Origin of the sequence: Shinella sp., from assembly GCF_049651085.1 — a bacterium.
Lineage (GTDB): Bacteria > Pseudomonadota > Alphaproteobacteria > Rhizobiales > Rhizobiaceae > Shinella.
This window is the reverse complement of sequence record NZ_JBASBL010000003.1, coordinates 1-26,991: the sequence shown is the minus strand read 5'-3', so window position 1 is coordinate 26,991 and position 26,991 is coordinate 1. Positions and strand designations below refer to the sequence as shown.

General features: G+C 63.8%; 27 protein-coding genes. 12 read left to right on the top strand and 15 right to left on the bottom strand.

Annotated elements, in window-relative coordinates; translation table 11 throughout:
• Window positions 1-533: 533 nt before the first annotated feature.
• Genes WA950_RS00450 through nadE form a run of 5 tightly spaced genes read left to right on the top strand, consistent with a single transcriptional unit; the run spans window position 534 to window position 6,371 of the window.
• Window positions 534-1,643, top strand: a complete 1,110-nt coding sequence (locus WA950_RS00450; RefSeq protein ID WP_424549701.1) for a hypothetical protein — start codon at window positions 534-536, stop codon at window positions 1,641-1,643.
• A gap of 5 nt (window positions 1,644-1,648) precedes the next feature.
• Window positions 1,649-3,604, top strand: a complete 1,956-nt coding sequence (asnB, locus tag WA950_RS00445) for an asparagine synthase (glutamine-hydrolyzing) (RefSeq protein ID WP_424549700.1) — start codon at window positions 1,649-1,651, stop codon at window positions 3,602-3,604.
• Window positions 3,605-3,859, top strand: a complete 255-nt coding sequence (locus WA950_RS00440) for an acyl carrier protein (RefSeq protein WP_424549699.1) — start codon at window positions 3,605-3,607, stop codon at window positions 3,857-3,859.
• Window positions 3,860-3,873: 14 nt separating this feature from the next.
• On the top strand, window positions 3,874-5,394 hold the full coding sequence (locus WA950_RS00435; RefSeq protein ID WP_424549698.1) for a class I adenylate-forming enzyme family protein: 1,521 nt from the start codon (window positions 3,874-3,876) through the stop codon (window positions 5,392-5,394).
• A complete protein-coding gene (gene nadE / locus WA950_RS00430; RefSeq protein ID WP_424549697.1) occupies window positions 5,391-6,371 on the top strand; it encodes an NAD(+) synthase in 981 nt (326 codons plus the stop codon). The genes WA950_RS00435 and nadE overlap by 4 nt, the downstream gene beginning before the upstream one ends.
• Before the next feature lie 59 nt (window positions 6,372-6,430).
• Here nadE and WA950_RS00425 read toward each other — a convergent pair whose 3' ends face one another.
• The 6 genes from WA950_RS00425 to WA950_RS00400 all read right to left on the bottom strand — a co-directional run bounded on the left by WA950_RS00425 (window position 6,431) and on the right by WA950_RS00400 (window position 12,023).
• A complete protein-coding gene (locus WA950_RS00425; RefSeq protein WP_424549696.1) occupies window positions 6,431-6,769 on the bottom strand; it encodes a RidA family protein in 339 nt (112 codons plus the stop codon).
• A 158-nt stretch (window positions 6,770-6,927) separates the two neighbouring features.
• The gene (locus WA950_RS00420) at window positions 6,928-7,860 is read right to left on the bottom strand and encodes a phosphatidate cytidylyltransferase (protein WP_424549695.1); all 933 of its coding nucleotides are present in this window, start codon (window positions 7,858-7,860) and stop codon (window positions 6,928-6,930) included.
• On the bottom strand, window positions 7,860-8,513 hold the full coding sequence (locus WA950_RS00415; RefSeq protein ID WP_424549694.1) for a lysophospholipid acyltransferase family protein: 654 nt from the start codon (window positions 8,511-8,513) through the stop codon (window positions 7,860-7,862). The genes WA950_RS00420 and WA950_RS00415 overlap by 1 nt, the downstream gene beginning before the upstream one ends.
• Complete coding sequence (locus WA950_RS00410) at window positions 8,507-8,947, bottom strand: hypothetical protein (RefSeq protein WP_424549693.1); 441 nt, start codon at window positions 8,945-8,947, stop codon at window positions 8,507-8,509. The genes WA950_RS00415 and WA950_RS00410 overlap by 7 nt, the downstream gene beginning before the upstream one ends.
• Window positions 8,944-10,278 (bottom strand): phosphatase PAP2/dual specificity phosphatase family protein, encoded by a 1,335-nt coding sequence (locus tag WA950_RS00405; RefSeq protein ID WP_424549692.1) that lies wholly within the window; start codon window positions 10,276-10,278, stop codon window positions 8,944-8,946. The genes WA950_RS00410 and WA950_RS00405 overlap by 4 nt, the downstream gene beginning before the upstream one ends.
• Window positions 10,279-10,286: 8 nt before the next feature.
• Complete coding sequence (locus WA950_RS00400; RefSeq protein WP_424549691.1) at window positions 10,287-12,023, bottom strand: bifunctional alpha/beta hydrolase/class I SAM-dependent methyltransferase; 1,737 nt, start codon at window positions 12,021-12,023, stop codon at window positions 10,287-10,289.
• 120 nt (window positions 12,024-12,143) lie between these two features.
• Between WA950_RS00400 and WA950_RS00395 the strand changes: the two genes are divergently transcribed.
• Window positions 12,144-12,740, top strand: a complete 597-nt coding sequence (locus tag WA950_RS00395; protein ID WP_424549690.1) for a CDP-alcohol phosphatidyltransferase family protein — start codon at window positions 12,144-12,146, stop codon at window positions 12,738-12,740.
• Here WA950_RS00395 and WA950_RS00390 read toward each other — a convergent pair whose 3' ends face one another.
• From WA950_RS00390 to WA950_RS00355, 8 genes are all read right to left on the bottom strand, one after another.
• Window positions 12,741-14,057: a replication-associated recombination protein A gene (locus WA950_RS00390; RefSeq protein WP_424549689.1), complete on the bottom strand. Its 1,317-nt coding sequence runs from the start codon at window positions 14,055-14,057 to the stop codon at window positions 12,741-12,743.
• A gap of 128 nt (window positions 14,058-14,185) precedes the next feature.
• Window positions 14,186-14,956 (bottom strand): ABC transporter ATP-binding protein, encoded by a 771-nt coding sequence (locus tag WA950_RS00385; RefSeq protein WP_424549688.1) that lies wholly within the window; start codon window positions 14,954-14,956, stop codon window positions 14,186-14,188.
• A gap of 10 nt (window positions 14,957-14,966) precedes the next feature.
• On the bottom strand, window positions 14,967-15,941 hold the full coding sequence (locus tag WA950_RS00380; RefSeq protein WP_424549687.1) for an ABC transporter substrate-binding protein: 975 nt from the start codon (window positions 15,939-15,941) through the stop codon (window positions 14,967-14,969).
• Window positions 15,942-15,973: 32 nt separating this feature from the next.
• On the bottom strand, window positions 15,974-16,825 hold the full coding sequence (locus WA950_RS00375; protein WP_424549686.1) for an ABC transporter permease: 852 nt from the start codon (window positions 16,823-16,825) through the stop codon (window positions 15,974-15,976).
• Window positions 16,826-16,834: 9 nt separating this feature from the next.
• On the bottom strand, window positions 16,835-18,187 hold the full coding sequence (locus WA950_RS00370) for an LLM class flavin-dependent oxidoreductase (protein WP_424549685.1): 1,353 nt from the start codon (window positions 18,185-18,187) through the stop codon (window positions 16,835-16,837).
• Window positions 18,188-18,307: 120 nt separating this feature from the next.
• Window positions 18,308-18,850: a flavin reductase family protein gene (locus WA950_RS00365; RefSeq protein WP_424549684.1), complete on the bottom strand. Its 543-nt coding sequence runs from the start codon at window positions 18,848-18,850 to the stop codon at window positions 18,308-18,310.
• Window positions 18,851-19,012: 162 nt separating this feature from the next.
• Window positions 19,013-19,405, bottom strand: a complete 393-nt coding sequence (locus WA950_RS00360) for a RidA family protein (RefSeq protein ID WP_424549683.1) — start codon at window positions 19,403-19,405, stop codon at window positions 19,013-19,015.
• A gap of 67 nt (window positions 19,406-19,472) precedes the next feature.
• Window positions 19,473-20,561, bottom strand: a complete 1,089-nt coding sequence (locus WA950_RS00355) for an alanine racemase (RefSeq protein WP_424549682.1) — start codon at window positions 20,559-20,561, stop codon at window positions 19,473-19,475.
• A gap of 145 nt (window positions 20,562-20,706) precedes the next feature.
• Between WA950_RS00355 and WA950_RS00350 the strand changes: the two genes are divergently transcribed.
• The 5 genes from WA950_RS00350 (at window position 20,707) to WA950_RS00330 (ending at window position 25,719) form a co-directional block, all read left to right on the top strand.
• A complete protein-coding gene (locus WA950_RS00350; protein WP_424549702.1) occupies window positions 20,707-21,339 on the top strand; it encodes a hypothetical protein in 633 nt (210 codons plus the stop codon).
• Window positions 21,340-21,629: 290 nt separating this feature from the next.
• Entirely contained in the window at window positions 21,630-22,832 is a 1,203-nt protein-coding gene (gene repA, locus WA950_RS00345) for a plasmid partitioning protein RepA (protein ID WP_424549681.1), read from the top strand.
• A gap of 1 nt (window position 22,833) precedes the next feature.
• Window positions 22,834-23,856 carry a plasmid partitioning protein RepB gene (gene repB / locus WA950_RS00340; protein ID WP_424549680.1) on the top strand — a complete coding sequence of 341 codons (1,023 nt, stop codon included), beginning with the start codon at window positions 22,834-22,836 and terminating at the stop codon, window positions 23,854-23,856.
• Window positions 23,857-24,012: 156 nt separating this feature from the next.
• A complete protein-coding gene (gene repC / locus WA950_RS00335; protein WP_424549679.1) occupies window positions 24,013-25,335 on the top strand; it encodes a plasmid replication protein RepC in 1,323 nt (440 codons plus the stop codon).
• 90 nt (window positions 25,336-25,425) lie between these two features.
• On the top strand, window positions 25,426-25,719 hold the full coding sequence (locus WA950_RS00330) for a DUF6074 family protein (protein WP_424549678.1): 294 nt from the start codon (window positions 25,426-25,428) through the stop codon (window positions 25,717-25,719).
• 6 nt (window positions 25,720-25,725) lie between these two features.
• Here WA950_RS00330 and WA950_RS00325 read toward each other — a convergent pair whose 3' ends face one another.
• Window positions 25,726-26,307 carry a LysE family translocator gene (locus tag WA950_RS00325; RefSeq protein ID WP_424549677.1) on the bottom strand — a complete coding sequence of 194 codons (582 nt, stop codon included), beginning with the start codon at window positions 26,305-26,307 and terminating at the stop codon, window positions 25,726-25,728.
• Window positions 26,308-26,448: 141 nt separating this feature from the next.
• On the opposite strand from WA950_RS00325, the gene WA950_RS00320 reads away from it, so the two are divergent.
• The gene (locus WA950_RS00320) at window positions 26,449-26,949 is read left to right on the top strand and encodes a heme-degrading domain-containing protein (RefSeq protein ID WP_424549676.1); all 501 of its coding nucleotides are present in this window, start codon (window positions 26,449-26,451) and stop codon (window positions 26,947-26,949) included.
• The last annotated feature ends 42 nt before the right edge of the window (window positions 26,950-26,991 follow it).

The following is a 26,991-nucleotide window of genomic DNA, read 5'->3' as shown; positions in this document are numbered from 1 at the left end:
ACGAGGGTGAAGATGTCGGCGTCGGGAAAGATGTCGCAGAAGGTCTCCAGCACCTTCTCGCCCCCGCGCATCCCGACCAGCCAATAATGTACCAGAGCGACCTTCACCGCAACACTCCCGCAATCCGTGCAATCCCATGCAACCGGATAGAGCAACAGTGTCGAGAAACCATGAACCGCAACCCGGGACTTCGATTAAAATCCAACCGATCAGGTAATTCATGAGCGGTTTTGGGAAGGCTCGTGGTTCAAAGCGTGATCATGTTTAATTTTATTATAACGGGAAGATTAGCTGCGGTCGGAAATCGGTATTTATAGGTGTTTTCGGAGGAATACACGGAGTTCATGCAGAACTTTCGCTGTGCTGGAGATGTGGAATGGAGACCGGTGCTGCAGGGTATGGCCGGTGCAAGATGCAATTCCCGGTAGGCGTATCCTCCCTTTTGACCTTTTCTTCACGGTCGTCCCGTAAGCAGGGCAGGACGGCGACTGGGCGCCGGGAACCGTATTGGGACAGGTTCTGGGTGGATTGGGATGTCGAGCGTACGTTCATTTGAAGCCGGAGATATCGAGGCCGTCGCGGACCTCTTTCAGCGGTTGCTGCGCAAGACCGGCGCGGCGGCCGGCGACGACCTGAAAGCCTATCTTCGTTCGCTTTTCATCGAGGGTGGTGCTGCCGGCAATGCGCTTCAATCTCGCGTCCATGTCCGCACTGACGGCACGGTTTCCGGTTTTCTAGGCGTTTTGTCCGTACCGATGGAATTCGAGGGACGGCAATTGCTGGCGGCGAACTGCGGGACATTCGCCTGCGACGACCGGGATACGGACCCGTTCGCCGGTGCACGCCTCCTGCGCGACGTCCTGTCCGGCCCGCAGGATCTTTCCTTCAGTGAAACGTCCAACGATATCTCCACCGATATGTGGCGAAGCATGCGGGCGACCGTGCTCGGCCCCTATAGCCTCGAATGGCTGCGCATCCTGAAGCCTGCCGCCTTCGCGCTGGAAGCGGTTGCATCGCGTGTTTCTGCCGTGAGGCTGGCAAAGCCGCTGGCGCGGGCCGCGGACGCCCTCGTCTGCCGGCGCGGCGAGAAACAGGCATGGTCGCACTATACCCCGCTTGCCGGCAAGGCAGACGCCTTCGTCGATGCCCCCGCAGCGGACAGCGACTTTATCGACGCATGCCAGCAACTCGCGCAAAAGTTTGCGCTTCGCCCCCATTGGAAACGACCGGTCATGGAAACCATGCTCCGGCACGCCGTGCGCAAGGCGCAGTATGGGGAACGGGTCCAGCATGTCGTCAGGACCCGCTCCGGCAAGATCGCCGGCCTCTATCTCTACTATGGAAATACAGGTGGCATCGGGCGTACCGTGCAGATCATGGCCGAGCCCGGCCAGGAATCGATCGTCATCGATTGCCTTTTCCGCAATGCCTATGATCGCGGCCTCGTCGCCATGCGCGGGCGCACGCAGCCCGCCCTGCTGCAGGCGATGATCGGCAAGAAATGCGCCTTCCTGCACGCGTCCTCCACCGTGGTGCATTCGCGTGATCCGGCGCTGCTGGAGGCCATGACGAACGGCCGCGCGTTCCTCAACGGCCTAGCCGGCGAGGGCTGGACGCGCCTCATCGGCGATCAGTTCGAGTAGCGGGCATGTGCGGAATAGCAGGATATCACGGAAAGAACATCGCGCCGGAAAAAGCGGCGGACTATCTCTCGCGCATGGTCGCCGCGCTGCGGCATCGCGGACCGGACGGCGAAGGCATCCTGCTGCGCGGCGATACGGGCCTTGCCCATACACGCCTCTCCATCGTGGGCCTTCCCGACGGAGCCCAGCCGATGACGAAGGAAGAGGCGGGCCTTGCCGTTTCCTTCAATGGCGAGATCTTCAACTATGTGGAGTTGCGCGACGACCTGAAGGCGCGGGGCTACAGCTTCCGTGGTGGCTCCGACACGGAAGTGCTGCTGGCCGCCTATGCGCAAAAGGGCCTCGACTGCTTCGACGACTTCAACGGCGACTTCGCCTTCGCGCTGCATGACACCCGGACCCGCACCCTCGTGCTTGCCCGCGACCGCATGGGTGTGCGTCCCCTGTTCTACGCCGAGCATGAGGGAGCGCTTTTCTTCGCTTCCGAGATCAAGGCGCTGCTGGCCCTGCCCGGCATGGCCGCCGAAATCGACCCGGTGGCGCTCGACCAGATCTTCACCCTGTGGTGCCCGATCCCGCCGCGCACCGCCTTTCGCGGTATCCACGAGCTTCCTCCCGGCCATGTGATGACCGTTCGCGACGGCGAGCGAAGGATCCGGCCCTGGTGGCAGCTTTCCTACCCTGACCGCAACGATGCATTGCCGCTCGGCGAGAAGGGCGAGCAGGCGGAAGAGCTGCGCGCCCTTCTCGCCGACGCGACCCGCATTCGCCTGCGCGCCGACGTGCCTGTCGGTGCCTACCTTTCGGGCGGTCTGGATTCCTCGTTCATCGCCGCCCTTGCTGCAAAAACGGTGACACGGGGCCTGCGGACCTTCTCGCTGACCTTCCGTAGCGAAGAGCATGACGAAAGCAGCTGGCAGCGGCAGATGGCGGCGACGCTCGATGCCGAGACGGACAGCGTGGAATGCTCGAGCGAAACGATCGTCAACCGCATGCCGGACGTCATGCAGCAGATCGGATGCCCCATCCTGCGCACCGCGCCGGTTCCGCTTCACCTTCTTTCGCAGCGGGTGCGCGAGTGCGGCATGAAAGTCGTGCTGACCGGCGAAGGCGCGGACGAGATTTTTGCCGGCTATGACCTCTTTCGCGAGGCGCGCGTGCGGCGCTTCTGCGGCCGGCAACCGCAGTCCATGCGCCGTCCGCGGCTGTTCCAGCGCCTCTATCCCTACCTGCCGGGCCTCAAGCAGCAGTCGCCGGAATATCTTGCACGCTTCTTCTCTTTCGGGTCCGAGTCGCTCGACGATCCGCTCTATTCCCATCGCCCGCGTTTTCGCTCGACTGCCGCGGCAAAACTGTTTTTCTCGGCGGGTCTCAGGGAGGCAATCGGCGATTACGATGCAGCCGCCGACCTTGCAGCGCAGTTACCGGCCGATTTCGGCCGCTGGCATCCACTGCATCAGGCGCAATATCTCGAAACGGCTTTCCTGCTGCCGGGCTATATTCTTTCCAGCCAGGGCGACCGCGTGATGATGGCCAATGCGGTGGAGGGGCGTTTTCCCTTCCTCGATCATCGGATCGTCGCCTTTGCCGCTCGCCTTTCGCCCGATGCCAAGCTGCTTGGTCTTCGGGAAAAGCACATCCTCAAGCAGGCCGCGCGCGGAATCGTGCCGCCTGCGATCATCGACCGGCCCAAACAGCCTTACCGGGCGCCCGATGCCGAAGCCTTCGCCGGATCGGCAAGGCCTACCTATCTCGACGCCGTGCTTTCGCCGGAGCGTTTGGCCGAGAGCGGGCTGTTCAACGCCCAGGCAGTCGGCAAGCTGAAGGAAAAGGTCCTCAAGGGCCAGGCGACCGGCTTCCGCGACAATGCGGCATTCATCGGCATCCTGTCGACGGAACTGCTGCGCGGCAACGAAACCATCCAATCATCGAAACCTGCATCGAGCATCGGGATAGCCTGAATGACAGAAGAAAACAAAACCGCCATCCGAACCTTCATCGTGGAGAATTTCCTGTTTGGCGACGACAGCCAGCCGCTTCCGGCCGACCTGTCGCTGATCGACAACGATCTTGTCGACTCCACCGGGATTCTCGAGCTTGTCGGTTTCCTCGAGGAACGCTTCGCCATCACGGTGGCTGACGCCGATATCGTGCCCACCAACCTCGACACGATCGAGCGCATCGCCGGTTTCATCGAGCGCAAGCAGGCAGCCTGACGGCGGAAGCGACCATGCGGATCGAGCAGTATCTTCGCGAAAGCACCGCACGGGATGGCGCCAGGACGGCGATCGTCGCCGGCGATATAAGGCTGAGCTACGACCGCTTGCTCGACCTTGCCGCCCGCCTGGCAACGACGCTGCAAGGGAACGGTGTTGCCCGGGGCGACCGCGTGCTCATCCTGCTCGACAATGGCTGGCAGGCAGCAGTCACGGTTTTCGCGACCTGGATGGCGGGAGGCGTCATCTGCCCGGTCAATCCGTCGAGCAAGGAGCCTCGGCTTTCGCAGATCGCACGCGATTGCGCGCCGGCAATGGTCGTCACGGAAAGCAGGCTGGAAAGACTGATCGAGGCGGTGCCCGAGCTTTCTTCCATTCCGCGCCTTGTGACGGGCGATGGCGGAAGTTTCAGCGCCGGGCTGGCGGCAGAGCCGGCGATACCAGAGGCGCTGCCGGATACCGACCTTGCCGCGCTGATCTACACATCAGGCTCGACGGGCGAGCCGAAGGGCGTGATGCTCGCCCATGAGAACATGGATGCGGCGGCCCGGTCGATCGTCTCCTACCTCGAAAACACCGCCGCCGACACGATCCTGGTCGTGCTGCCGATGTCTTTCGGTTACGGGCTCAACCAGCTCGTGACCGCTGTGCTCACCGGCGCGACGCTCGTGATCGAAAAATCCTTCGCCTTCCCGCAGGCCATCTTCGAGAAGATGCGCGAGGAGCGCGTTACCGGCTTTCCGCTGGTGCCGGCAATGGCCGCGATGATGATGCAGGCGCGCGACCTTGACCCGTCGCTGTTTTCCAGCCTGCGCTACACCACGAGCGCCGCCGCGCCGCTGCCGCCCGCCCATCTCGACTGGCTGCGCGCGTTCCTGCCGCATGTTCGCCCCTATGTGATGTACGGCCAGACCGAATGCACCCGCGCCACCTATCTTCCACCGGAAGAGATCGATGCGCGGCGCGGCTCGGTCGGTATTGCCATATCGGGTGCCCGCACCGAGGTGGTGGATGAAGCCGGCTCGCCGGTGCCGTCCGGCATGGTCGGCGAACTGGTGATCAGCGGGCCGAACGTCATGCGTGGCTACTGGCAGAACGAAGCGGCCACACGCAAGGCGCTGCGCGCCGATCCGCGCACCGGCACGCTGCGCCTCCATACCGGCGATCTCTTCACCATGGATGGAGATGGCTACCTCACCTTCGTTGGACGCACGGACGACATCATCAAGTCGCGTGGCGAAAAGGTCGCGCCGAAGGCGGTGGAGGACGTGCTGCATCGCATGCCCGGCATCGCCGAAGCACTGGTCGTCGGCGTTCCGCACGATGTTCTGGGACAGGCCGTCAAGGCGATCGTCGTCGCTTCCAGCCCGGCATTGACCGAGCGGGAAGTGATGCGTTTCTGCGCGCAGAATCTTGAGGACCATATGGTCCCGAAGGCCGTCGAATTCCGGGAATCTCTTCCCAAAACCGAATCCGGCAAGGCAAGCCGCAGGCTCGCCGCCGAACCCGCCACCATGACAGGATCGAACGCATGACCGCACCGTCGCCCCACAAGCCCTCCTTCGCGCCGCTCGTGCTCGATCCCGCCGCGGAAGTGGAGCGCATCACGGCCTGGATGCGTGAGCAGCTACGCACCAGTCTGCGCAAGCGCGGCCTCGTGCTCGGCCTGTCGGGGGGCATCGATTCCAGTCTCTCGGCGGCGCTCGCAGTGCGTGCGCTGGGGGCTAAGAACGTCTTCGCGCTCTATATGCCGGAAAACGATTCCGACCCGGAAAGCCTGCGCCTCGGACGCAGCGTGGCGGAAACCTTCGGGATCGACAGCGTCGTCGAGGATATCGGCCCGTCGCTGGCGGCCATGGGTTGCTACGAGCGGCGCGATGCTTTCATCCGCGAGGCCGTGCCGGAATACGAGGCCGGCTGGGCTTCCAAGATCGTTTTCGAGAATTCGATGACGACCGGCGGCTACAATATTTCCTCGCTTGTCGTGCGGACGCCGGATGGCGAAATGCGCAAGGTTCGCCTGTCGGCAAATGCCTATCTCGGCATCGTCGCCGCGACGAACATGAAGCAGCGCACGCGCAAGCAGCTCGAATACTACCATGCCGATCGCCTGAACTTCGCGGTGCTCGGCACGCCCAACCGGCTCGAATACGATCAGGGCTTCTTCGTCAAGAACGGCGACGGTGCGGCCGACATCAAGCCCATCGCCCATCTCTACAAGTCGCAGGTCTACCAGCTTGCCGCCTATCTCGGCGTGCCTGCCGAAATCCTGTCCCGCCCGCCGACGACGGATACCTATTCACTGCCGCAGACGCAGGAGGAGTTCTACTTCGCCCTGCCCTACGACAAGATGGATATCTGCCTTTACGGTCTTGAAAACGCCGTGCCGGCGCAAACGATCGCCGAGGCGACCGGCCTCAAGGCGAGCGACGTCGAGCTGGTATGGGCGGATATCGCGGCAAAACGCAAGGTCGCGCGCTACCTGCATTGCCAGCCGCTTGTCATGGGCTGAAACAAAAATGCCGGGGCCGCTTTCACGGCCCCGGCTTGTTCTTCACGGTCAGGCCGGGATCAGACCAGTGCGGTGACCTGGATCTCGACCAGCAGTTCCGGTGCGGCAAGACGGGATTCCACCGTGGCGCGGACCGGCAGGTTGTCCTTGTCGACCCACTGGTCCCAGACTTCGTTCATCTGGCTGAAATGGGCGATATCGCGCAGCCAGATGCTGGCGCTGATCAGCTTGGCCTTGGAGGTGCCGGCTTCGGCGAGCAGGGCGTCGATCTGTGCAAGGATGTCGCGGGTCTGGCTGACCGTGTCGGCGCCGGCGGCGGTAATGCCGGCGGTGGTGACAACGCCGTTGACGACGACGGCCTGGCAGAAGCGCTGGCCCGGCTTGATACGCTTGATCATTTGAAGTTCTCCTGGATCGTGGAAATGGAATTGCCGAATAAACGGCAGCGCGGCATCAATGCCCGAAAGGACGAGCGAGCGCAACGCGTTGCCGTGGGGATGGCCGTCATGCGGGCGGTTGCGTGCTTTCGTCGCCCGTTTCCATCAGGAAAACGGGTTCATGTCCATGCATAGCGCACGATGTGGAAGAATATCGGGGCGGCGAAAACCAGGCTGTCGGCCCGGTCGAGCATCCCGCCGTGGCCCTCTATCATGTGGCCCCAGTCCTTGACGCCGCGATCGCGTTTTATGGCCGAGGCGACGAGGCCGCCGAAGAACCCCATGATGCAGGCAAGCCCCGCCAATATGCCCGCTTCGACCGGTGAGAAGGGCGTGAGCCAATAGAGCCCGGCGCCGAGCAGCGATGCGCTGACGATGCCGCCGATCAGGCCCTCCCAGGTTTTGGAGGGCGAGATGTTCGGCGCGACCTTGTGGCGGCCGAACAATTTTCCAAAAATATACTGCAGCACGTCGCTGCCCTGCACGGTGGCAATCAGGAAGGCGATGAGCAGCAGGCCGCGCCCCTCGTTGCCCGGGATGGGTAGCGTCACCAGCGCCGGTACGTGGCTGATGCAGTAGACGGCGAGCATGATGCCCCATTGCTGCTCGCTCACCCGTTCGAGAAAGCGGGACGTATCGCCCCGGATCGCCGTCAGGGCCGGCATTGCGAGGAAGCAGTAGACCGGGACGAAGATCGAATAGAGCCCGTACCAGTCGATCCAGATCAAGTAGTATTGTACCGGAATGACGATGAGGAACATGCCGATGAGCGTCCAGCGGTCGGCATGGCGGGTGTTCGTCAGGGTCACATATTCGCGGAGCGCCGCGAAGGAGACGAAGGCGAAGAGCAGGATCACGCCGCCGGCGCCGAACAGGAAGGCGAGGCTGATACCCGCCACCATGATCCACCACGCCTTGATGCGCGCATTGAGGTTTTCGAGGGTCGAAGGCAGCGGCCTGGTGCTGCGATAGGACAATATCCCGGCAACGACGCTCGCGGTCACGAGCACGATGATGAGGCCGAGGAAAAGACGTGTCGTGTCGTCGGCCATCAGCTTTTTCCATCCTTTTTCGGTGCGAGTTCCAGCAGCGCCTGCCTTGCCCGGTCGAGAAACACTTTCCGATCCTCCCCTTCCTCCAGCGCGACCGGCGCACCGAACACGACGCGGCAGAGCAGCGGCACCGGCAGTACCGCGCCCTTGGGCAGTACACGGGACATGTTCTCGATCCAGCAGGGCACGAGTTCGACATCCGGGCGCGCGACGGCGAGGTTGTAGAGGCCGGAGCGGAAACGCAGGAGCGGCTCCTCCGTCATGTTGCGCGTGCCCTCGGGGAAGAAGATCAGCGATTGCCCGGCATCGAGCGCCGCAAGCATCACCTGCATCGGATCGGCCGTGCGCTCGACCCAGTTGCGCTCGACGAGGACGGTCCGAAGCATTCTGCCGGAAATGAAGCGGCGGATACGGTCGGCGTTCCAGTAGTCGGCACCTGCGACGGCGGCGGTGCGGCTGCGCTCGGAGGGGTGGAGGCAGGTCGAGACCAGAATGAAATCGCCATGGCTGGCATGGTTGGCGAAATAGATCCGTTGCCGGCCGTTCGGCGCTGCGCCCGCCCAGATCGGCCTGACACCGGTGACGGCGCGGGAAATACCGGCAAGCAGCGCTCCGGATACGGTTTGCAGGGGAGATGCGCGACCGCTCAACATCTGCAGGCTCCATCCGCCGCATCGAGCAGCAGCACCGCATAGAGCGCCGCGCCAGCCACCAGCGCGATCCTTTGTTTCCAGACAAGTCGGCGGCATCCCGCAAGACGTTCCGCCAGCGAGGCGGGCTCGCGTTCGCGGCTGCCCAGTCCCATGCGGGCAAGCACGTCGTCTATGGCGGCGAGCCCGGCATTCTCCTCGTCGTGCGAGGCGGCAAGCCGGAAAAGCGCGGCATCGAACAGAAGATGGACGGACAGCGCGAGCGGCAGCAGGCAGAAGGAAAGCAGCAGCCACCAGGCGAGCGGACCGGTGAAACCGTAAGCCCCCGCCGTCGGCGGCGCAATGGCGATAAGGAAGAGTGCCAACGCCCCGCCGATGAAACCATTGCGGCGGAGTTGGCGGGTCGCGGTGCCGGCGAGCATTTTCCAGTCGGTCATCGGGCCGCCTCTTCGATGCGGGCATAGGCCTCGAAGGGAAGATGAACGGGCCGCCCCGCCGCCTTGATCTGCGCCACGGCGGCTGCTGCGCTCGCGACATGTTCCAGACGGATCAGCGCGCAGGCCGCAACGACGGCGCTGCGCTGGAAGCCGAGCGCGCAGCAGACGAGGACCGGGCCGTGCCGGCGCGCCTCTTCCGCCGCCAAAGCCGCCTCGCGGATACGCTGCACGGGAACGGCAAGGAGGTCGAGCGAGGGGAAGGCGTGCCAGGCAAGGCCGGGCACGGCAAGGCCCGGCAGTTCCGCCGTCATGTCGATCACCGCGACATAGGTCGAAAGATCTTTGCGCGCCGGAGCACGGCCGAGGAAGATGCCATCCGCGATCTCCGTCGCCGCCGGAAGCCGCCGGGTCCACCAGCGGGAATTGATGCGCGAGCCCAGCCGGTAGGGCAGGAACAGCCAGCGGCTTGCAAGGCTGATCCGGCCGTCCGCCTGTTTTTGGAACACGCCGGTGCTGCCGCCGGCATAGCCGAGCGAGACGATGGCGAGCGCAAGAGCCGGCCAGAGAAGCAGGAGGCCCGCGCCGCTATTGCGGGTCGCCGCGACGGTCAGCAGGAGAAGAAGCGCGGCACCGGCGGCATAGAAGGTCGCCAGCCGCCGGGCTTTCCGGTCGACCGTCAGCTTGAAGCCGGAGAGCGGCGATGGACTGCGGGCCGGAAACAGCCAGAGGGCGAAGAGGCCGAGCAACGCGCCGGTCGGAATGTCGATGATGTGGTGCTGCCACGTCGTCATGACGGACACGCCGATCAGCAGGCTCCACAGGTGCCAGATCGCCAGCCCGGCCCCGCGTAACCGGCCGCGCCAATGATCCCAGATGATGACGAGCAGCGCTATATGCAGCGAGGGCGCCTGGTTGAACGGCTTGTCGAAGCCGCCGAGGACATCGAACATGAAGCCCGGCAGGCCGTCCGTCTCCGGCCGCACGAAGATCGCCTGCAAGGGGAAGGCGATGAAACAGGCGACGGCGACGAGCTGTGCCGTAAGGTAGCGCCGCGCCAGCCGGCCGACCTCTTCCGGCGTGTCGTTGACGAAGAGCGACAGTGCATAGAAGGCATTGATCGACCAGTAGGGGATGATCGTCCAGGCGATGAAGGGGATATGCCTTTCCCAGCCGAAGGCGAGGTTTGGCACCTCCGTCCGCAGCGAAGCCAGCCAGTTCGCCGTGCCATAGGTCAGGTAGAAGAACGGCGCGAGGACGGAGAGCCAGAGCGCCGCCGCGCGGAAGACAGCACGACGATCGATGGCCGGAACGAATGATACCCCCTCCCCCATGCCGGCCCTCAGATACGCTCGGCCAGCGAGACGGTGAAGATGCCCCATTTGTCGATGCGCTGTTCGATCTTGCGGAAACCGGCGGCTGCGACGAGCTGATCCATTTCCTGCTGGGTGCGGCGGCGCATGATCCAGGCCTCGCCGCCGCGATGCGACGTCAGCGCCCGCGCGATCATTTCGAGCTGGGGATGCCACGGCTGGCCGGTGTAGATCAGCAGCGATCCGGGCTCCAGCGCACGCGACAGGCCGGCCAGCGAGGCTTCGATCCGGGCATTGTCGGGGAAGAGTTCGTAGAGGCCGGAGACGATGGCGAGGGTCGGCTTAGGATCGACGGCGGCGAGCCCTTCGGTGTCGAAGGCGTCTGTCCGGTGAAAGGACGCGACGTCCTGCAGGCCGCGCTCAGTGATCAGCGCGCTGCCTTTCTCCACATTGATCGGCGAATAATCCTGCAGGCGGATGCTTTCGGGCTTTGCCTGCGATGCCGTCACCGCGTCCAGCACGTAGCGCCCGTGCCCGGCGGCGATGTCGAGCATGCGGAGCGGCTTGTCTTCCGCCTTGAGACGGACAAGCGCCTTGCCGATCAGCTCTTCCAGATGGATTTTTCGCTGGCGAATGCCGCGCCAGCCGATGGCGTCGAGGAACTGCCGGTCGATCACCCGGCCGCCGGGGCCGAGCCCGCGCGCCTCGTCCTCATAGACATAGTCCAGTGTCGAACCGGAATCGAAGCCGGTGCGCACGCCCGTCTTGATGCCGTCGGAGAACAGCCCCCCGAAACGGATCGAGGCGCGGGTCATGGCCCAGTAGAGACCGCGCGGTGAAAGCAGGGAAAGCGGCGTCGCCAGCCGGTCGGCCTCGTCGCGGGTATAGCCGGAAAGATGCGCCTGCCGCATATCCGCCACCACAGGCGGCTCGGCGAACCGGGCCGCGATGAAGGCGCGCACCTTTTCCAGCGCCTTGGCCCTGTCCCGCTCGCCGAGCGTATCGTGGTAGAAACCGGGCAGTACATGCCGTTCCTTGATCGTGCCGCCGAGATTTTCGAAGAAGCGGTGCTGCGGCGCGTGGCGCACGACGAAATCGCTTCCCGAAATGAGAAGCTGCGTCGGTACGGTGATGGCGCGGGCATCGGCAACAACCCGGTCGGCGGCCTCATAGAGTTCGAGCAGGATATTGGAGGCGATTGGGCGCGTGATCAGCGGGTCGGCCTCGAAGGAGGCGATGCGTTCGGGGTCGTGCGTCAGGAAGCGCGCCTTGACGTAGGAATTGACGAAGAACGTACCCTTCAGCTTCTGCCAGAGCGCGATGCCCTCCTTTGCGAAGGGCACGTAGAGCTTGACGTCGAAGGCGGGCGAAGCGAGCACCAATGCGCGGATGTGAGGCGCATAGTCGTGCACCCAGGTGGAGGCGAGCACGGCGCCGACGCTCTGCGCGACGACGGCGATCCGGTCCATGGAAAAGCCGCCGGTCTCGCTGATATGGCGCACGAAGCAGTCGAGGTCGCGCACCGAATGAGCAAAGGACGGCGAATGGCCGCGTTCGCCCGGCGAGCGACCATGCCCGCGTGCATCCCAGGCGTAGAAGGCGAAGTCGTCGAGCCCCAGTTCCTCGGCGATATGGGCCACCCGGCCGCTATGCTCGTGGCCGCGATGCAGGAGCACGATCGCGCCCTTCGCCGTGCCGGAGCGGGCGGGCCAGAAGCGGTAGAAAAGCTCCACGCCGTCATGGCTCGCAAACGCCGATTCCATCATGCTGTTCCACCCTTCATGCAGATCCTGTCTCCCCTATACGGATGAGCATCGACGTTTGCAGTTGCTTTCATGGCGTCGGGTCTTCATTTGTTGAATGCAGTCCAGCGGATTCGAGCGTTCATGTCGATCTATAAACTGAAATCATCCTTCCAGAACATTCTCCGCCCGCTGGTGGGGCGGCTCGCCGCCAGAGGGCTTACGGCCAATCAGGTGACGCTCGTGGCGGCCATCGTTTCGGTCTGCATCGGCGCGGTTCTCGTCGTGCGCCCGGAGCCGGCGCTCTTCGCGCTCGTACCGGTCTGGATGCTCCTGCGCATGGCCCTTAACGCCATTGACGGCATGCTCGCCCGCGAGCACGGGCAGAAGAGTGCGCTCGGAGGCTATCTCAACGAGATTACAGATGTCGTTTCGGACGCTGCGCTCTACGTGCCTTTCGCGCTGGTCGCGCCGTTTTCCCTGCCATGGCTGGCGACCATCGTCTTTCTGGCCACGCTGACGGAGTTCGCCGGCGTGCTTGGCGTCGCGCACGGGAATGGCCGGAGCTACGAGGGACCGATGGGCAAGAGCGACCGTGCGCTGCTCTTCGGCGCGCTGGGCGCGCTGGTTGCAGGCTTCGGCACGCTGCCGGAATGGACATGGCACATCCAGCCGATAGCCTGCGTGCTGCTGGCCTGGACGGTCGCCAACCGCGTCCGGGCCGGCCTTACCGCCCCCTGATCAGCGCTTGTCGCCAAAGCGGCGCGGGGCCGGGCGACCGGTCACCTGTTCCCAATGTTCGTCGGCGCGCCGCTCGAAGGTCGCCGCATCGCGGGCATCGCTCTGGTAAAGGCTGCCGCGCGCGACATCCGGCGCATAGACCTGCTCGCTCCAGCCGCGTCCGTCGTCGTGCGGAAAGGCGTAGCCGACATGGCCGAGTGCCGCCGCTCCCTTGTAGTGGGCGTCGCGCAGATGCATCGGCACGGCGGAGGGCGGTTCGCTTGCCACATGAGCGAGCGCCAGCGAGATGCCGCGACAGACGGCGTTGGATTTTGGCGCGCGCGCGACGTGCAGGGCGGCATGGGCGAGCACGATCTGCGCTTCGGGGTAACCGATCTTCTCCACCGCATGCAGCGCGGCGACGGCAGTCTGGAGTGCGGTGTTGTCGGCAAGGCCGACATCCTCGGAAGCGTGGATCATGATGCGCCGCGCGATATAGCGCGGGTCCTCGCCGCCATGGACCAGCCGGGCGAGCCAGTAGAGCGTTGCATCGGGATCGGAGCCGCGCATCGATTTTACGAAGGCCGAGACGACGTCGTAATGCGCATCGCCGGAGCGGTCGTGATTGACGGGCGCGGCGGCATAGGCCTCCTCGACCATCGCTTCCGTGATGATCACGGGTTCGCCAGCCGCGTGGCCGACTGCAAGGCTTTCCAGCACCGTCAGCGCGCGGCGGGCATCGCCACCGGAACGGCCGGCGATCCGGCGCAACAAGGCGGGTTCCAGGCGCACCTCGATGCCCCGTTCCGCCAGATGACGGAGGCCGCGTTGCACCACCTCTTCCATTTCCTCGATGGCCAGCGGCTCCAGCTTCAGGATGGACGAACGGGAGATGAGCGCGGGGGTGAGCGAGTGGTAGGGATTGCCGGTCGTCGCGCCGATGAAGTCGGCGACGCCTTCCTCGCAGAGCGCCAGCAGGTGATCCTGCTGCGTGGCGCTGAAGCGATGCACCTCGTCCGCGAAGAGCAGCGTCGGGCGCATGCGTGCCTCGTCGGCGATCTTGCGGATATCGGCGACATTGTTGTGCGCGGCATGCAGCGGGCGGAAATTCTTGCCGAGCATGTTGCCGATGGCGCGGGCGATCGAGGTCTTGCCGAGGCCCGGCGGGCCATAGAGGATGATGCTGCCGAGCCGCCCAGCGGCGATGCGCCGGCGCAGCATGGTGCCTTGGCCGATGATTTTTTCCTGCCCGATCACATCGTCCAGCGTTGCCGGGCGCAGCTCTGCGGCGAGCGGCATGGAACCGGTGCGTGGTGCGGCGTCGAATAGATCGGTCATGGGTGCCCCCGTCGAAAGGTTTGTCCATTTCGGTCGGGCTGCAAAAAAAGGACCCTGCTGCCCGGCCGGATGACGTTCGTCTATCGGCCGGAGCGGGCAGGGTCAAAGGCAATCACGCGTCGCTGCAGTCAATGCAGGCCGAAGAGGTTGAGCAACTCCTCGCGGTGGCGCACGAATTCCGGCGAGCTGCGGTCGCGCGGGCGCGGCAGGTCGATCTCGATCAGCCGCGGCGCGGCGTTCTTCTCGCGTGGCAGGATGAGGATGCGGTCGGCAAGATAGATCGCCTCCTCGAGGTCGTGCGTGACGAGGATGGTCGTCACGTCTTCGTCGTGCCAGATGCGGGTCAGCTCCTGCTGCATGCTGATCTTCGTCATGGCGTCGAGCGCGCCGAGCGGCTCGTCGAGCAGCAGGATTTCCGGTTGGACGGCAAGCGCGCGGGCAATGCCGACGCGCTGCGCCATACCGCCGGAAAGCTGGCGGGGATAGGCGGCTTCGAAGGACTGGAGCCCGACGAGCTGGACATAGCGGCGCGCCCGGCTTTTCGCCTCTTCCCGGCCGACGCCGCGGGTGTCGAGGCCAAAGGCCACGTTTTCCAGCACCGTCAGCCAGGGCAGGAGGCGCGGCTCCTGGAAAATGACGGCGCGTTCCGCCCCCATGCCGCTCACGGCCTTGCCGTCGATCAGCACCTCGCCGCCGTCGGCATTGTCGAGACCGGCGAGGATGCGCAGCAGGGTGGTCTTGCCGGAGCCGCTGGCGCCGACGATGGCGAGGCTTTCGCCCGAGCGGATCAGCAGGTTGATGTCACTGAGAACCGGCAGCGGCTTGCCGTTGAGGGTGAAGGATTTCGAGAGGTGACGGATCGTCACCTCTCCACGAACGGTCTGGTGAGAAAGGCTCATGGCGCGCGCCTCAGTTCGTCGCTGCGTCGGACGAATAGAGCACGTCCTTGGCCGCAAGCTGGCCTTCCTTCAGCTTGCCTTCGCGCACCAGGACGTCGATCCAGAACTGCACGTCCCGCTCGACGGGCAGGCCTCCGGCCCGCACGCCGTAGCCGCGGAAATACTGGGCGATATCCGGGTTCTCGCCGCGCACCTTGAGGGCCTTGGCGAAGATGTCGCGGGTTTCCTGCGGATGCTCGCGGGCATAGTCGAGTGCGCGGGCGGACTGCTCGACGAATGTCTTTGCCGCTTCCGGATGCGCCTTCACGAAGTCGCGGCGCAGCACGACGAAGCCCCCGGCGATCTCCCCGAGCACGTCCGTATCGCCGAAGACGGCGCGCAGACCGCCCTTCTCTTTCGCCGCGCCTTCGAAGGTCGTCTGCCAGTAGCCGAAGGCCGAGATGTCGACCTGTCCCGAGCGCAGGACCTGCTCGAGCTGCGGCCCCGGCACGACGATCTGGTTGGCCGCATTGGTCGGCAAGCCGGCCGCGTGCAGCGCTTCGCGGATCGTATAGTCGAGATGCGCGCCGAGCGTGTTCACGGCAATGCTCTTGCCGGCAATGTCCTTGATATCCTTGATCGGGCTGTCTTCCAGCACGTAGAAGATCGATTGAACTTCCTTGTTGATGCCGTTCGACGGATAGGCGGCGACGAAATCGTTGCCGCTGATGATCGCGTTGAGGACCGCCGAGGTCGCGGCGCTGCCGATTTCCGCATCGCCGGAGGCGAGCGCAATCAATGAGGCAGGCCCGCCGCCGGCATAGCCGATATTTTCAAGCGTGATGCCGGTCCCCTCAAAATAGCCGAGCTGGGCGGCAAGTTCGTGGGCGGAAAGGCCGCCCTGGCTCGCGAGAAAACGCAGCTTCACGTCTTCCGCCGATGCGGTGGCGGCAAGGCCGAGAAAAAGGGCTGCGGAGAGAACAATCTTACGGGAATGGAAGGTCATGTCGGTTTCCTTTTGGAAAGATGCAAGGAGGTTCAGGTGCCGGGCTGCGACCAGCGGCAAAGCTTGCGCTGGAGAAGAACAAGCACGGCGTTGGCGGCAAGGCCGAGCAGCGCCAGCAGGAGGATTGCCGCGAACATCAGCGGGATCTGGAAATTGTACTGGGCATTCATCACCTGGAAGCCGATGCCCTTGTTCGCACCGATCATTTCGGCCGCGATGAGCAGCAGCAGCGCCGTGGTGGCTGAGAGGCGCAGGCCCACGAAGATCGCCGGAACCGAGGCCGGCAGCACGACGCGGCGGAAGATGGTGAGACGGCTCGCGCCATAGGTTCGCGCCATCTCGATGAGCTTCGTGTCCACCTCCTTCACGCCGCCGATCGTTGCGAGCAGGATCGGGAAGAGGGTCGCCCAGAAGATGACGAAGACTTTCGACGTTTCGCCCAGCCCGAGCAGCAGGATGAAGACGGGATAGAGGGCGAGCGCCGATGTCTGGCGGAAGAACTGGAGCAGCGGGTCGAGCGCTTGTTCGACGATGCGTGCCTGCCCCATGACGAGGCCGAGCGGTATGCCGATTGCGACGGCTGCGGCAAAGGCGATGCCGGAGCGTTGCAGGCTGATTGCGATGTCATCGACAAGCGCGCCGCTCGAAAGGCTGTCCCACAGGGCGTAGACGATCATGTCGAGGGGCGGGAAGACGGACGGGTTGACCCAGCCCTGCGTGCTGGAAATTTGCCAGAGCGCAAGGAAGGCGATGACGACCCCATAGCGGGTGATAAAGGGCGACGCGGCGGCATTCAGCCTTGTCGCAAGTCCGGGTTCCGGCCGGGGCCGCTTGGTGAGGCGGAAATCCGCGCCGAGGGTGGAATTGACGTTTTCGTAGGACATGCCCGCCTCCTATTCCGCGGCCTGAACGGCAGCGCGGGCACCGGCCCAGCGGTTGACGGGGAACGGCAGGCCGAGATTTTCGCGAAGGGTCGTCCCCTCGTATTGTGTGCGGAACAGACCGCGGCGCTGAAGTTCAGGGATCACCAGATCGACGAAGTCGTCGAGTGCGGTCGGTAGCCATGGCGGCAGGATATTGAATCCGTCGGCGGCTTCGTTCTCGAACCATTCCTGCAACGTATCGACGATCGTCTCGGGCGTGCCGACGATGGTGAAGTGACCGCGAGCGGTGGCAACCCATTGATAGAGCTGGCGGATCGAGAAATTGTTCTCGTCCGCGATCTGACGGATGAGCGCCTGCCGGCTCTTCATGCCTTCGGTCGGCGGGGCGGGCGGCAGCGGGCCGTCGATATCATAGCCGCGCAGATCCAGCGTGCCGCCGGTCAGGCCATTGAGCAGGCCCACGCCGTCCTCTTCGAGGATCAGCGAGGTCAGGCGCTCGTATTTCTCCTGCGCTTCCTCCTGCGTGCGGCCGACGAAGGGCGCGACGCCGGGCATGACGAGGATATGATCGGGGCTGCGCCCGAGGCCACGGGCGCGCGCCTTGATGTCGCGGTAGAATTCCTGCGCCGTGTCGATGTGCTGGTGGGCGGTGAAGATCACCTCGGCGGTCGCGGCGGCAAGCCCGCGCCCGTCTTCCGATTGACCTGCCTGCACGATCACCGGATGGCCCTGCGGCGAACGGGGGACGTTCAGTGGCCCGCGCACCTGGAAATGCTCGCCGCGATGCCCGCTTTCGTGCAGCTTGTGCGGATCGTAGAAGACGCCGGCCTCCTTTTCGCGGCTGAAGGCATCGTCCTCGAAACTGTCCCAGAGCTTCCTGACCACCTCGACATGCTCGGCGGCGCGGCGATAGCGGGCGGCGTGGGGCAGCTGGGTGTCGCGGTTGAAGTTCTGCGCGGTTGGATCACCCGTCGTCGTCACGACGTTCCAGCCTGCCCGACCGCCGGAAATGAGATCCAGCGAGGCGAATTTGCGCGCCGTGTTATAGGGCTCCTCGTAGGTCGTGGAGGCGGTGGCGATGAAGCCGAGATTTTTGGTGAAGGGGGCGAGCGCGGAAAAGAGCGTCACCGGTTCGAAACCCGCCACGCGGGCATTGCCCCCTTCCCTTGCGCCGCCGAAGCCGACGGCAAGATTGTCGGCGAGGAAATAGGCGTCGAAGAGGCCGCGTTCGGCGGTCTGGGCGAGCTGCTTGTGGAAGTCGAAGCTGGTTGCGCCATCCGCCGGCTGGTCGGGATGCCGCCATGAGGCGATATGCTGTCCGCCACCGGGAAGGAATGCGCCAAGCCTGATTTTGCGTGTCATCTCGTGTCCTTTCGTTGTCTGGAAGGCGGCCCGCGTGAGGCCGCAAGTCTACGGTCCCGCCAGCGGCGGGCTGCTGCATTGCTGAATGTCCGTATTGGTGCGGCCGGAGCCGCTCAGTCTCTACCGGGGCACGGCATGATAGCGCCCGTCCTGATAGAGCAGCGAATGACCTGAGCCGATGCGGATCGCCAGCACCCTACCGATGACGATCACATGGCTGTGGCGTTCGATCGCCTCTTCGACGGTACAATCGATTGCCGCGGCCGCCCCGACGAGCAGCGGTGCGCCGCTGATGGCGGTGGTCCATTCCGCGTCGCGGTAGCGATCGGGGCCGCGCAGCCCGCCACGTCCGGCGAACTGGTTGGCGAGCGCCTCATGGGAAGCGCCGGCGATGTTGATGCCGAAATGGCCGAAGCGTTCGACGACGGGCCAGGTGGAAGACGTGCGGTTGAGGGAGACGAGCATGCGTGCCGGCTCGACCGAAAGCGCCGTTGCGGAGGTGACGGTGGCGCCGGTACGCGCCTCGCCCTCGCCCGCCGTGATGATGCTGACCCCGCCGCCGAGCGTGCGCAACGCCGCCTTCAGACTGTCGGCGTCGGCCGGTTGATCGAGCAGCGCCGTGCTGCGGACACTGAAGTGCGTGTTTTCGATATGGGCATTCATCGTTCCCGCTCCGCTGGAGACCCCTGATGTTCATAGGGATAGCAAACGAAAACGGGACGCAGCAGGCACGGATTTCTTAAATCTACTATTTTTATAGAAAATATGCTTATTGGCCTTGTAAAATGCCCGAAAGGGCGCCGCGAAGATCGCGGCGCCATTCGCTCATGCAGGCTTGCGCCGCGCCGCCATGGCGGTCACTTCCACCCTCATCTGGGGATCGGCAAGCGCGCTGACGCCGACGGCGCAACGGACCGGATAGGGCTTCTTGAAATAGGCGCAATAGACCTCGTTGAACGCCGGCCGCTCAGCCATGTCGGTCAGATAGATCGTCAGGTGGATCACGTCCGCCAGGGTGCTGCCGGCCTTTTCCAGCGAGGCTTTCAGGCTCTCCAGCGTCGCGATGCTCTGCGTCCTGATATCACCGGTCTCCAGCGATCCATCCGACCGCAACGGAATGTGCGTCGTCATCAGCAGGTTGCCGAGGCCTGCGACGTCGGAGGAAATCTCGCTCTCGTCGGTATCCTCGATGAAAAAGGGCGTGTCGTGGTCAGCCATGTTTGTCTTTCCTGTCATTTACGTTGACGGCAGTGCCGCCGGCTTGTTGCCGGCGAATGGAATGGTCTCACCAGACGGTGCCCCGAGCGGCAACATCCTCCACGCGGGTGACGATCCCATTGCGGTGGAAGACCATCCGGTCGAACAGGTTGCTGACGACGCAGGTATGGTTCGGCACGATCCGCACCACGCTGCCGATCGGCGGGAAACTGTCGCTGCATGCCTTGATATCGACCACCGCATGTTCTTCTGACAGCGAGACGATGCGGGCGCCTTCGAAACCCTCGATCTCGCCGTGGTCGCTGAACCCGAGCAGATCGGAAGTCAGTGCCTTCGAGCCGGCGTCGAGAACGGCGCGATCCTCCGCCGGGCGCGAGATGACCGTAGCAAGGACATGCATCGCAAGGTCCGCCCGGGTGCATTCGCCGGCGCGCACCATGCTGCGGTCGTTGTAGACATAGGTTCCAGCGCGATGCTCCGTCGCGGACGGAACGAGATGGGCCTTGTAGAGGTCCGGCGAGCCGCCGCTGGAGCGCATGGGGCAGTCGATGCCCTTGGCGGCGAGAAGCGCCATGGTCGTGGTGATGAAGGCTTCTACCGCCTCGGCGCCACCCACCGCCGGATAGGTGAGGATGCCGCCGAAATGCAGGGCGGGCGCTGCCGCGATGCGTTCGGCGAGTTGCGCGGCCGCTTCCGGCGTCTGCACGCCGCAGCGTTTGCCGCCCGTGTCGCATTCGACCAGCACCGTCAGCGGACGCGCTGCATCGAAGGCTCCGGCAAGCCCGTCGACCGTCACGTTGCTGTCGGCAACCACACTGAGGCGCGGCACGCGCTCATGCAGCGCCCGAAGGCGGACCAGTTTTGCTGCGCCGAGGATGTTGTAGGTGATCAGGATGTCTTCAAAGCCGGCATCGGCGAAGACGCTCGCCTCGCTGATCTTCTGGCAGTTGATGCCGACCGCGCCGGCTGCCTGCTGCGCCTGTGCAACCGCCACGATCTTGTGCGTCTTGATATGCGGGCGAAATGCCTTGCCGTGTTCGTTCAAATAGGCCTGCGCACGGTGGATATTGGCGGCAAGCCGGTCCTCGTCGATGACGGGCATGGGGGTTGCGACCTGATCGAGCGGCGTGCCGGCTTCGGGCCAGGGAGAAAACATGGGAACCTTCGGATGTCTTGGCGCGGCCCGATTCGGGTGGCGCCCGTTGATGATGCAGGCCACTATGGTACGAATGGCGGGAAGATGAAATCGGTTTCCGCCCACGCGTGGAGTGACCGAAAGCCGCTCGAACCGGATGAAATCCATGCCGTTTCAAAACCGCGTCACGCCTTTCGGTGAGATTGTCGCCATAGAACAGCGCGGCCTTTTCACCGGCAATCGTGGCATCATCCATGACCCCGCGACGAGAACACTTCTTGCCAGACGCTGGGCGAGCAAAGCCTGGCTGATCTGCCTTTGCGATTACGAGAGCCGTCGTCGCACGGTGATGGGCGGGCGCAGCTGGACCGAGCTGTTCTTTCTCGATGAGGCCGTGGCGCTTGCGGCGGGCCATCGCCCCTGCTTCTTCTGCCGCCGGGATGCGGCTGAGCGGTTCCAGGCGTGCTGGGCGTCGGGACGGCGCGAAGCGCGACCCTCTGCGGCGACTATGGATGCCGTTCTTCATGATGAACGGCTGGAGCGCGGGAAGAAGCGCCTTCACCCCGTTACCGGCCCGCTGGGCGCGCTTCCCGACGGGGCCGTCGTTGCCCTCGGGATGGAGGCGTTCACACTTCGCGCGGGCCTGGCCTATCGCTGGACCGAGAAGGGCTATGCCGAGCCGCGACATCTCGAATGCGCCGACGGGCTCCTTACACCGCCATCAACGGTGCTGGCGCTCGGTGAGGGATACCGTCCGACGTTTCATGCTTCGGCCGAATCAATAAACGGTGGGAAGTGAGGTGTGCGCCCTGTTTGGGGCCGCCATTCCGCGCTAGAAATAGAAATGTGAATGGGGATTGGCCTTTTTCGCCTGGACTTTTTTGGCGGTCCAGGGACGGCTGCAACAGGTGATTGTGGCGGTCCTGCGCGTAAAATGACGACGTATGAAGGGCAGAGGCCGGCATGCGGGGCCTCGCCGCTATATTTCGTTAACCATTAATCCCTTGCTCTAACTACAGAATCGGTTCTAAATGCGATTTAATCCCTCATATGGGTTTGAAATCGCATCTTGAGATTCTGGACATGAATATGGCCGCAACGTTCGGGCAGGCAATTTCCGAGGTCGATCAGCTGATCATCGGACAGGCGCACGAACTGTCAGACAAGCTGAAGCAGCACCGGCTGGAAATGTTCCCGCCTGTCGCGCAAAAGAGCCTGCGCCAGTTTCAGCTGAGCGAGGCCGCTCATTTTCTCGGGGTTACGAGCGGCTATCTCCGCAACCTTTCGCTCGAATCCAAGGGGCCGCAGCCGCAGGTCACCCCTTCGGGGCGCCGCTCCTACAGCGCAGAGCAATTGCAGGAGATGCGCGAATACCTGGAGCAGAACAGCCGGGGCCAGCGCTATGTGCCGCGTCGGCGCGGGACGGAACACCTTCAGGTCATCGCTGTCGTGAACTTCAAGGGCGGTTCCGGCAAGACGACCACGACGGCCCATCTTGCCCAGAATCTCGCCCTCACCGGACACCGCGTTCTTGCCGTCGACCTCGATCCGCAGGCCAGCCTTTCGGCGATCCACGGCTTCCAGCCGGAATTCGACGTCAGCGAGAACGAGACCCTTTATGGCGCCATTCGCTACGACGACCAGCGTCGGCCGCTGAAGGAGATCATCCGCAAGACGAACTTCCCCGGACTCGACATCGTGCCCGGCAATCTCGAACTCATGGAGTTCGAACACGACACGCCGCGCATCCTGGCGCAGGGCAATAGTGGCGACTACGGACGTATTTTCTTTGCCCGTCTCGACGAGGCGCTCTCCTCCGTTGCCGACGACTACGACGTGGTGGTGATCGACTGCCCGCCACAGCTCGGCTTCCTGACGATGAGCGCGATCTGCGGCGCGACGGCGGTGCTGATCACCGTCCATCCGCAGATGCTCGACGTCATGTCGATGTGCCAGTTCCTGCAGATGCTGGGGGAGGTGCTGAACACGCTGAAAAGCGCGGGCGGCAACATGAACCTCGACTGGCTGCGCTATCTCGTCACTCGCTACGATCCCGCAGACGGACCGCAGACGCAAATGGTCGCCTTCATGCGCTCGCTCTTCAAGCAGCATGTGCTGACCAGCCCGATGGTGCGAAGCGTCGCCATTGCGGATGCGGCGCTGACAAACCAGACACTTTACGAGGTTGACCGCAGCCAGTTCACGCGGGCCACCTATGACCGCGCCCTCGAATCCATGGAGGCGGTCAACGTGGAAATCGTCGATCTCATTCACAAGGCATGGGGGCGTTGATATGGCGCGCAAGAACGTTCTTTCCAGTCTGATCGCACCGACGTCGGAAAAGTTGACGCCGGTAAACCCGGTTCAGGAGGAACCGCGTCAGCACCTCACCTATAAGGGTATCGGCGCGCTCGGCGCGGTGACGCGCAGCATCGACGCGCTTGCCGCCAAGGCGGATGCGGCCAAGGAGATCGAGGCAAAGCTGACGGCCGGCGAGGTGGTCATCGAACTGGAACCCGACCAGATCGAGGAATCCTTCATCTCCGACCGCCTTGCGCATTCCGACCAGCAGTTCCAGGAACTCGTCGAGGCGATGCGGGTGCGCGGTCAGGATTCGCCGATCCTCGTGCGCCCTCACCCCGCCAAGGACGGTATCTACCAGATCGCCTTCGGTCACCGCCGCGCCAAGGCGGCGCGTTTGCTCGGTCGGCCGGTTCGCGCCGTGGTCAAGGCGCTGTCGGATCGCGACCACGTCATTGCGCAGGGCCAGGAGAACAGCGCGCGCGCAGATCTCTCCTTCCTCGAGCGGGCGACTTTTGCCGGTGAACTGGAAGCCAGGGGGTTCGACCGCGAGACGATCATGGCAGCGCTCAGCGCCGACAAGACGACCGTCTCGAAAATGCTGTCCGTGGTGAACCGCATTCCCAAGGGCGTGCGTGCCGGTATCGGCCCGGCGCTCGCGATCGGTCGTGACCGTTGGCATGAGCTGGCGACGCGCTTTGATGAACCTGCCAACGAGGAGCGCGCCGTCGAGTTTCTCGCGCGGGAGCGCACCAGGGCCCGCTCACCGGAGGAGCGTTTCAATCTTGTCATCGGCCATCTGGTGAAGGGCGACGCGCCGACAACCGCGCGCAAGCCAGTCCCGGCCACCTGGGAACGGAAAAACATTCAGGCCAGCATCAAAGCCAATGGCCGGCAATACACGATTGCGCTGAAGGCCGCGGAAGCCGCCGGCTTCGGCGCATACATTACCAGCAACCTGGATCGCCTCTACGAGGCGTATCGAGCTGAAAATAAACAGAAATCAGGAGATTGATCCGCAAAAGAAAAAGGCCCCCTCAACGTTACCGTCGCGGAAGCCCTTCTCATCGTTTAGCAGCCTGAGAATCGCATTTCCCCGAATCACAGTCAAGCCTTTTCGGCGCCGGTTTCGGTGATGGGGTCTCTTTTGCCTGTTGAAAGGTGAAGAGACATGGAGATGGATGGCATAACGACGCCCTTTGGGCGGCGCGCGATGACGCTTGGCATGTTGGCAAGCCAGGCTGTCGCCAAGACGGTCTCCCCGGAGGCCAGCGTCGACAAGTGGCAACTCTACCGCTGGCTCTGCGAGGCGCGGCCGAAGCTCGGTATCAGTGACCGGGCGCTCTCGGTGCTGAATGCGCTGATGAGCTTTTACCCGAAGACCGAACTTGCCGGCAACGAAAGCCTTGTGGTGTTTCCCTCGAATACGCAGCTTTCGCTGCGTACGCATGGCATGGCGGAAACGACGTTGCGCCGGCATCTGGCCGCGCTCGTCGAAGCGGGCCTTCTGACGCGCCGGGACAGCCCGAACGGCAAGCGATACGTTCGCCGCGACCGGCAGGGGACGATCGGCGAAGCCTTCGGTTTCTCGCTTGCGCCCGTGCTTGCCCGGGCAGGGGAGATCGAGACGATGGCTGCGGAAGTCACCGCCGAGCGCCTCCTGCTCCAGCGGCTCCGCGAGCGCGTAACCCTTGTTCGGCGTGATATCGCCAAGCTGATCGAGACGGCACTGGAAGATGGCCTTGCCGGCAACTGGATGGGATATGAGGCTGAGTTCCGCCAGCTCGTCCTTAGCTTGCCGCGTGTTCCGACGCCGGAAATCCTGGCCCCGATCCTCGCGGCGCTCGAAACCCTGCGCGCAGGTATCCTCAAGTGCATGGAACAGCAGATTATTTTACATAATCCGGCTGGCAATGCCGGTCATACTGAGCGGCACAAACAGAATTCAAAACCCGACTCTCATTCTGACTTTGAACCTCGCTTTGAAGAAAAGCAGGGGCGCGATGATGGAGATCAACCGGGGCCGTCAGCGGTGGAGGAAGAAATTGCTGGCGGGATTGGAACCGAACGGAGCGCCGAGGATGCTGAGCCGCAAAATCGGCCCGGCCGCCGCAACCGGGTAACATCGCCGGCAGAGGCAGGGCCGCAAAAGCCCTTCCCGCTTGGGCTTGTTCTGCAAGCCTGCCCGGAAATCGTGCCTTTCGGGCCGGGTGGCACGATTTCGAACTGGCGTGATCTGATGACGGCGGCGGTGGTGGTGCGCTCGATGCTGGCGGTCAGTCCATCGGCCTATGAGAATGCCTGCGTGGTACTCGGCCCGGAAAATGCGGCGACGGTGATTGCCTGCATTCTGGAGCGGTCCGGCCATATCAACTCGGCCGGCGGCTATATTCGTGAGCTTACCCGCAAGGCGGAGCGGGGTGAGTTTTCGCTCGGCCCGATGCTGATGGCCTTGGCGCGGGCGAACGCCTCGCCAGCAAAGCGTGCCGGATAGTGACAAGGCGGCGTGGAGAATTTTCTTTGGAAACCGCATGTTAACCATGTGCTCCCTAATCATGGGCGGAAGAAAAGGAATCCCGAATCAATGCCGCCATTTGCCTCGGCCCAGCCGCGCCGCCGTTACCTTGCCGACGAGACAGGTCCCGTTGTCCCCTTTCCCGTCGAACGCCGCACCGCGCATGTCCGCCAATGCGCGGGAGAACTGGATGGGTTGCAGGGGGAGGATGCCCGCCTCTACTGGATGAAGGTTTGCCGCGAACTGGCGGACGAGCTGCGCAAGCTCGGCTCGAGCGAGAGCCAGGCGCGCAGTGCGGTCTTCGCATTTCAGGATGAAGTGCAGCAGGAGCTTTCCCGCTTGCATCTTGCAGATCACGGCTGATTGATTTCAGAGCAGGCCGGATGCACTGCCGGCTAGGCCAATCGAAAAGACGGTCAGGAAGAAGGCGGCCACCCTGTAGACGATGCGCGGTGAAAGTAACGGCGCGCGTCCGACCAGGCCGCCCAGAACGAGGAAGCTCGTTCCCGCACCAAGAACCAGCAGGCTGAAGAGCGCGAGGGCCGGTGCGATCTGCACGAGCGGGCCATGCGGCATGATGACAAGCCCGATGATCGGGGCCTTCGGATTAAGAACCGTGGTGAGAAAGACCTGGCGGATCGTCACGAATGACGAGCCGTCTTTCACCGTCTTTACGGATGATACGTGCCAGAGCCGGGCCGCGAGAAACAGCACCCAGCAGGCGGCGGCGAAACGAAGGGCGAGCGCCAGTGCCGGTCGTCCATCGAGAAGAGGCGATGCGACGGTCGCGAGCGGAACGACCACCACCAGATAGCCGAGGATTTCACCGAGAAGCAGCGGCAGGCTTGCGCGTAGACCTCGTGTCGCGGCACCCAGCGTCAGCAGCGTGTTGGTCGGGCCGGGCGTCAGCAGCAGTGCGAGAATGGCGAAAACGAAAAAACTGTCCGGCATGGCATTCCGTCGATCGATTGCGTGGCTGCTTCTAGCCTACGGTCTTCGTGCACCGTAACCTTGATCTCCGTCAAGCAGGCCCTTTTCCCAGGCAGCAAGTCCCGATAGGAACATTCTGAACGATCCGGCAGGGAGGCAAGGATGACGGAAATGATTGCAGACGATATCCGGCGGCTTGAGGAACAGGAGCGGCTCCTGCGTTTCGGCCGCTTCAGCCCGGATGATGCCTGGCTGTTGGGGAACCGCGTGCGCGAAGTTGCGCTTGCCCGTGGTGCCGGCGTGGCGATCGATATTTCGTTCCGCGACCGGACGCTGTTTCACTCCGCCCTCCCCGGCACTACGACGGACAATGTCGAATGGATCCGCCGCAAGCGCAATACGGTGCTACGGCTCTGGAGCGCGTCCTATCTGGTCGGACGTCGGCTGGCGCTTTCAGGACGCGATCAGATGGAAGCCCGCAATCTTTCCTATGCCGATTTCTCGGTGCACGGCGGAAGTTTTCCGATCATCGTCGGCGATCTCGGCTGCATCGGCGCGGTGAGCGTTTCGGGCGTTCCGGAGCGGATCGACCATGCAATCGTCGCCGATGCCATCGCTTCCTTCCTGAAGGTCGATCTTGGCGAGAGCCGATTGCCGGAGTAGCACGTCCTCCTCTCCCCTCCCCTCCCCTCCCCTCCCCTCCCC

Bases quoted from the DNA above. Each gene is read 5' to 3' on its own strand.
- WA950_RS00400 (WP_424549691.1), bottom strand. From the start codon at position 12,023: ATGATGGAATCGGCGTTTGCGAGCCATGACGGCGTGGAGCTTTTCTAC.
- WA950_RS00410 (WP_424549693.1), bottom strand. From the start codon at position 8,947: ATGACCGACTGGAAAATGCTCGCCGGCACCGCGACCCGCCAACTCCGC.
- WA950_RS00370 (WP_424549685.1), bottom strand. From the start codon at position 18,187: ATGACACGCAAAATCAGGCTTGGCGCATTCCTTCCCGGTGGCGGACAG.
- WA950_RS00385 (WP_424549688.1), bottom strand. From the start codon at position 14,956: ATGAGCCTTTCTCACCAGACCGTTCGTGGAGAGGTGACGATCCGTCAC.
- repC (WP_424549679.1), top strand. From the start codon at position 24,013: ATGGAGATGGATGGCATAACGACGCCCTTTGGGCGGCGCGCGATGACG.
- WA950_RS00380 (WP_424549687.1), bottom strand. From the start codon at position 15,941: ATGACCTTCCATTCCCGTAAGATTGTTCTCTCCGCAGCCCTTTTTCTC.
- WA950_RS00390 (WP_424549689.1), bottom strand. From the start codon at position 14,057: ATGACCGATCTATTCGACGCCGCACCACGCACCGGTTCCATGCCGCTC.
- WA950_RS00395 (WP_424549690.1), top strand. From the start codon at position 12,144: ATGTCGATCTATAAACTGAAATCATCCTTCCAGAACATTCTCCGCCCG.
- WA950_RS00330 (WP_424549678.1), top strand. From the start codon at position 25,426: ATGCCGCCATTTGCCTCGGCCCAGCCGCGCCGCCGTTACCTTGCCGAC.
- WA950_RS00360 (WP_424549683.1), bottom strand. From the start codon at position 19,405: ATGGCTGACCACGACACGCCCTTTTTCATCGAGGATACCGACGAGAGC.
- WA950_RS00375 (WP_424549686.1), bottom strand. From the start codon at position 16,825: ATGTCCTACGAAAACGTCAATTCCACCCTCGGCGCGGATTTCCGCCTC.
- WA950_RS00325 (WP_424549677.1), bottom strand. From the start codon at position 26,307: ATGCCGGACAGTTTTTTCGTTTTCGCCATTCTCGCACTGCTGCTGACG.
- asnB (WP_424549700.1), top strand. From the start codon at position 1,649: ATGTGCGGAATAGCAGGATATCACGGAAAGAACATCGCGCCGGAAAAA.
- WA950_RS00355 (WP_424549682.1), bottom strand. From the start codon at position 20,561: ATGTTTTCTCCCTGGCCCGAAGCCGGCACGCCGCTCGATCAGGTCGCA.
- WA950_RS00350 (WP_424549702.1), top strand. From the start codon at position 20,707: ATGCCGTTTCAAAACCGCGTCACGCCTTTCGGTGAGATTGTCGCCATA.
- WA950_RS00450 (WP_424549701.1), top strand. From the start codon at position 534: ATGTCGAGCGTACGTTCATTTGAAGCCGGAGATATCGAGGCCGTCGCG.
- WA950_RS00415 (WP_424549694.1), bottom strand. From the start codon at position 8,513: ATGTTGAGCGGTCGCGCATCTCCCCTGCAAACCGTATCCGGAGCGCTG.
- repA (WP_424549681.1), top strand. From the start codon at position 21,630: ATGGCCGCAACGTTCGGGCAGGCAATTTCCGAGGTCGATCAGCTGATC.
- WA950_RS00425 (WP_424549696.1), bottom strand. From the start codon at position 6,769: ATGATCAAGCGTATCAAGCCGGGCCAGCGCTTCTGCCAGGCCGTCGTC.
- WA950_RS00440 (WP_424549699.1), top strand. From the start codon at position 3,605: ATGACAGAAGAAAACAAAACCGCCATCCGAACCTTCATCGTGGAGAAT.
- WA950_RS00420 (WP_424549695.1), bottom strand. From the start codon at position 7,860: ATGGCCGACGACACGACACGTCTTTTCCTCGGCCTCATCATCGTGCTC.
- WA950_RS00320 (WP_424549676.1), top strand. From the start codon at position 26,449: ATGACGGAAATGATTGCAGACGATATCCGGCGGCTTGAGGAACAGGAG.
- WA950_RS00365 (WP_424549684.1), bottom strand. From the start codon at position 18,850: ATGAATGCCCATATCGAAAACACGCACTTCAGTGTCCGCAGCACGGCG.
- WA950_RS00405 (WP_424549692.1), bottom strand. From the start codon at position 10,278: ATGGGGGAGGGGGTATCATTCGTTCCGGCCATCGATCGTCGTGCTGTC.
- WA950_RS00435 (WP_424549698.1), top strand. From the start codon at position 3,874: ATGCGGATCGAGCAGTATCTTCGCGAAAGCACCGCACGGGATGGCGCC.
- repB (WP_424549680.1), top strand. From the start codon at position 22,834: ATGGCGCGCAAGAACGTTCTTTCCAGTCTGATCGCACCGACGTCGGAA.
- nadE (WP_424549697.1), top strand. From the start codon at position 5,391: ATGACCGCACCGTCGCCCCACAAGCCCTCCTTCGCGCCGCTCGTGCTC.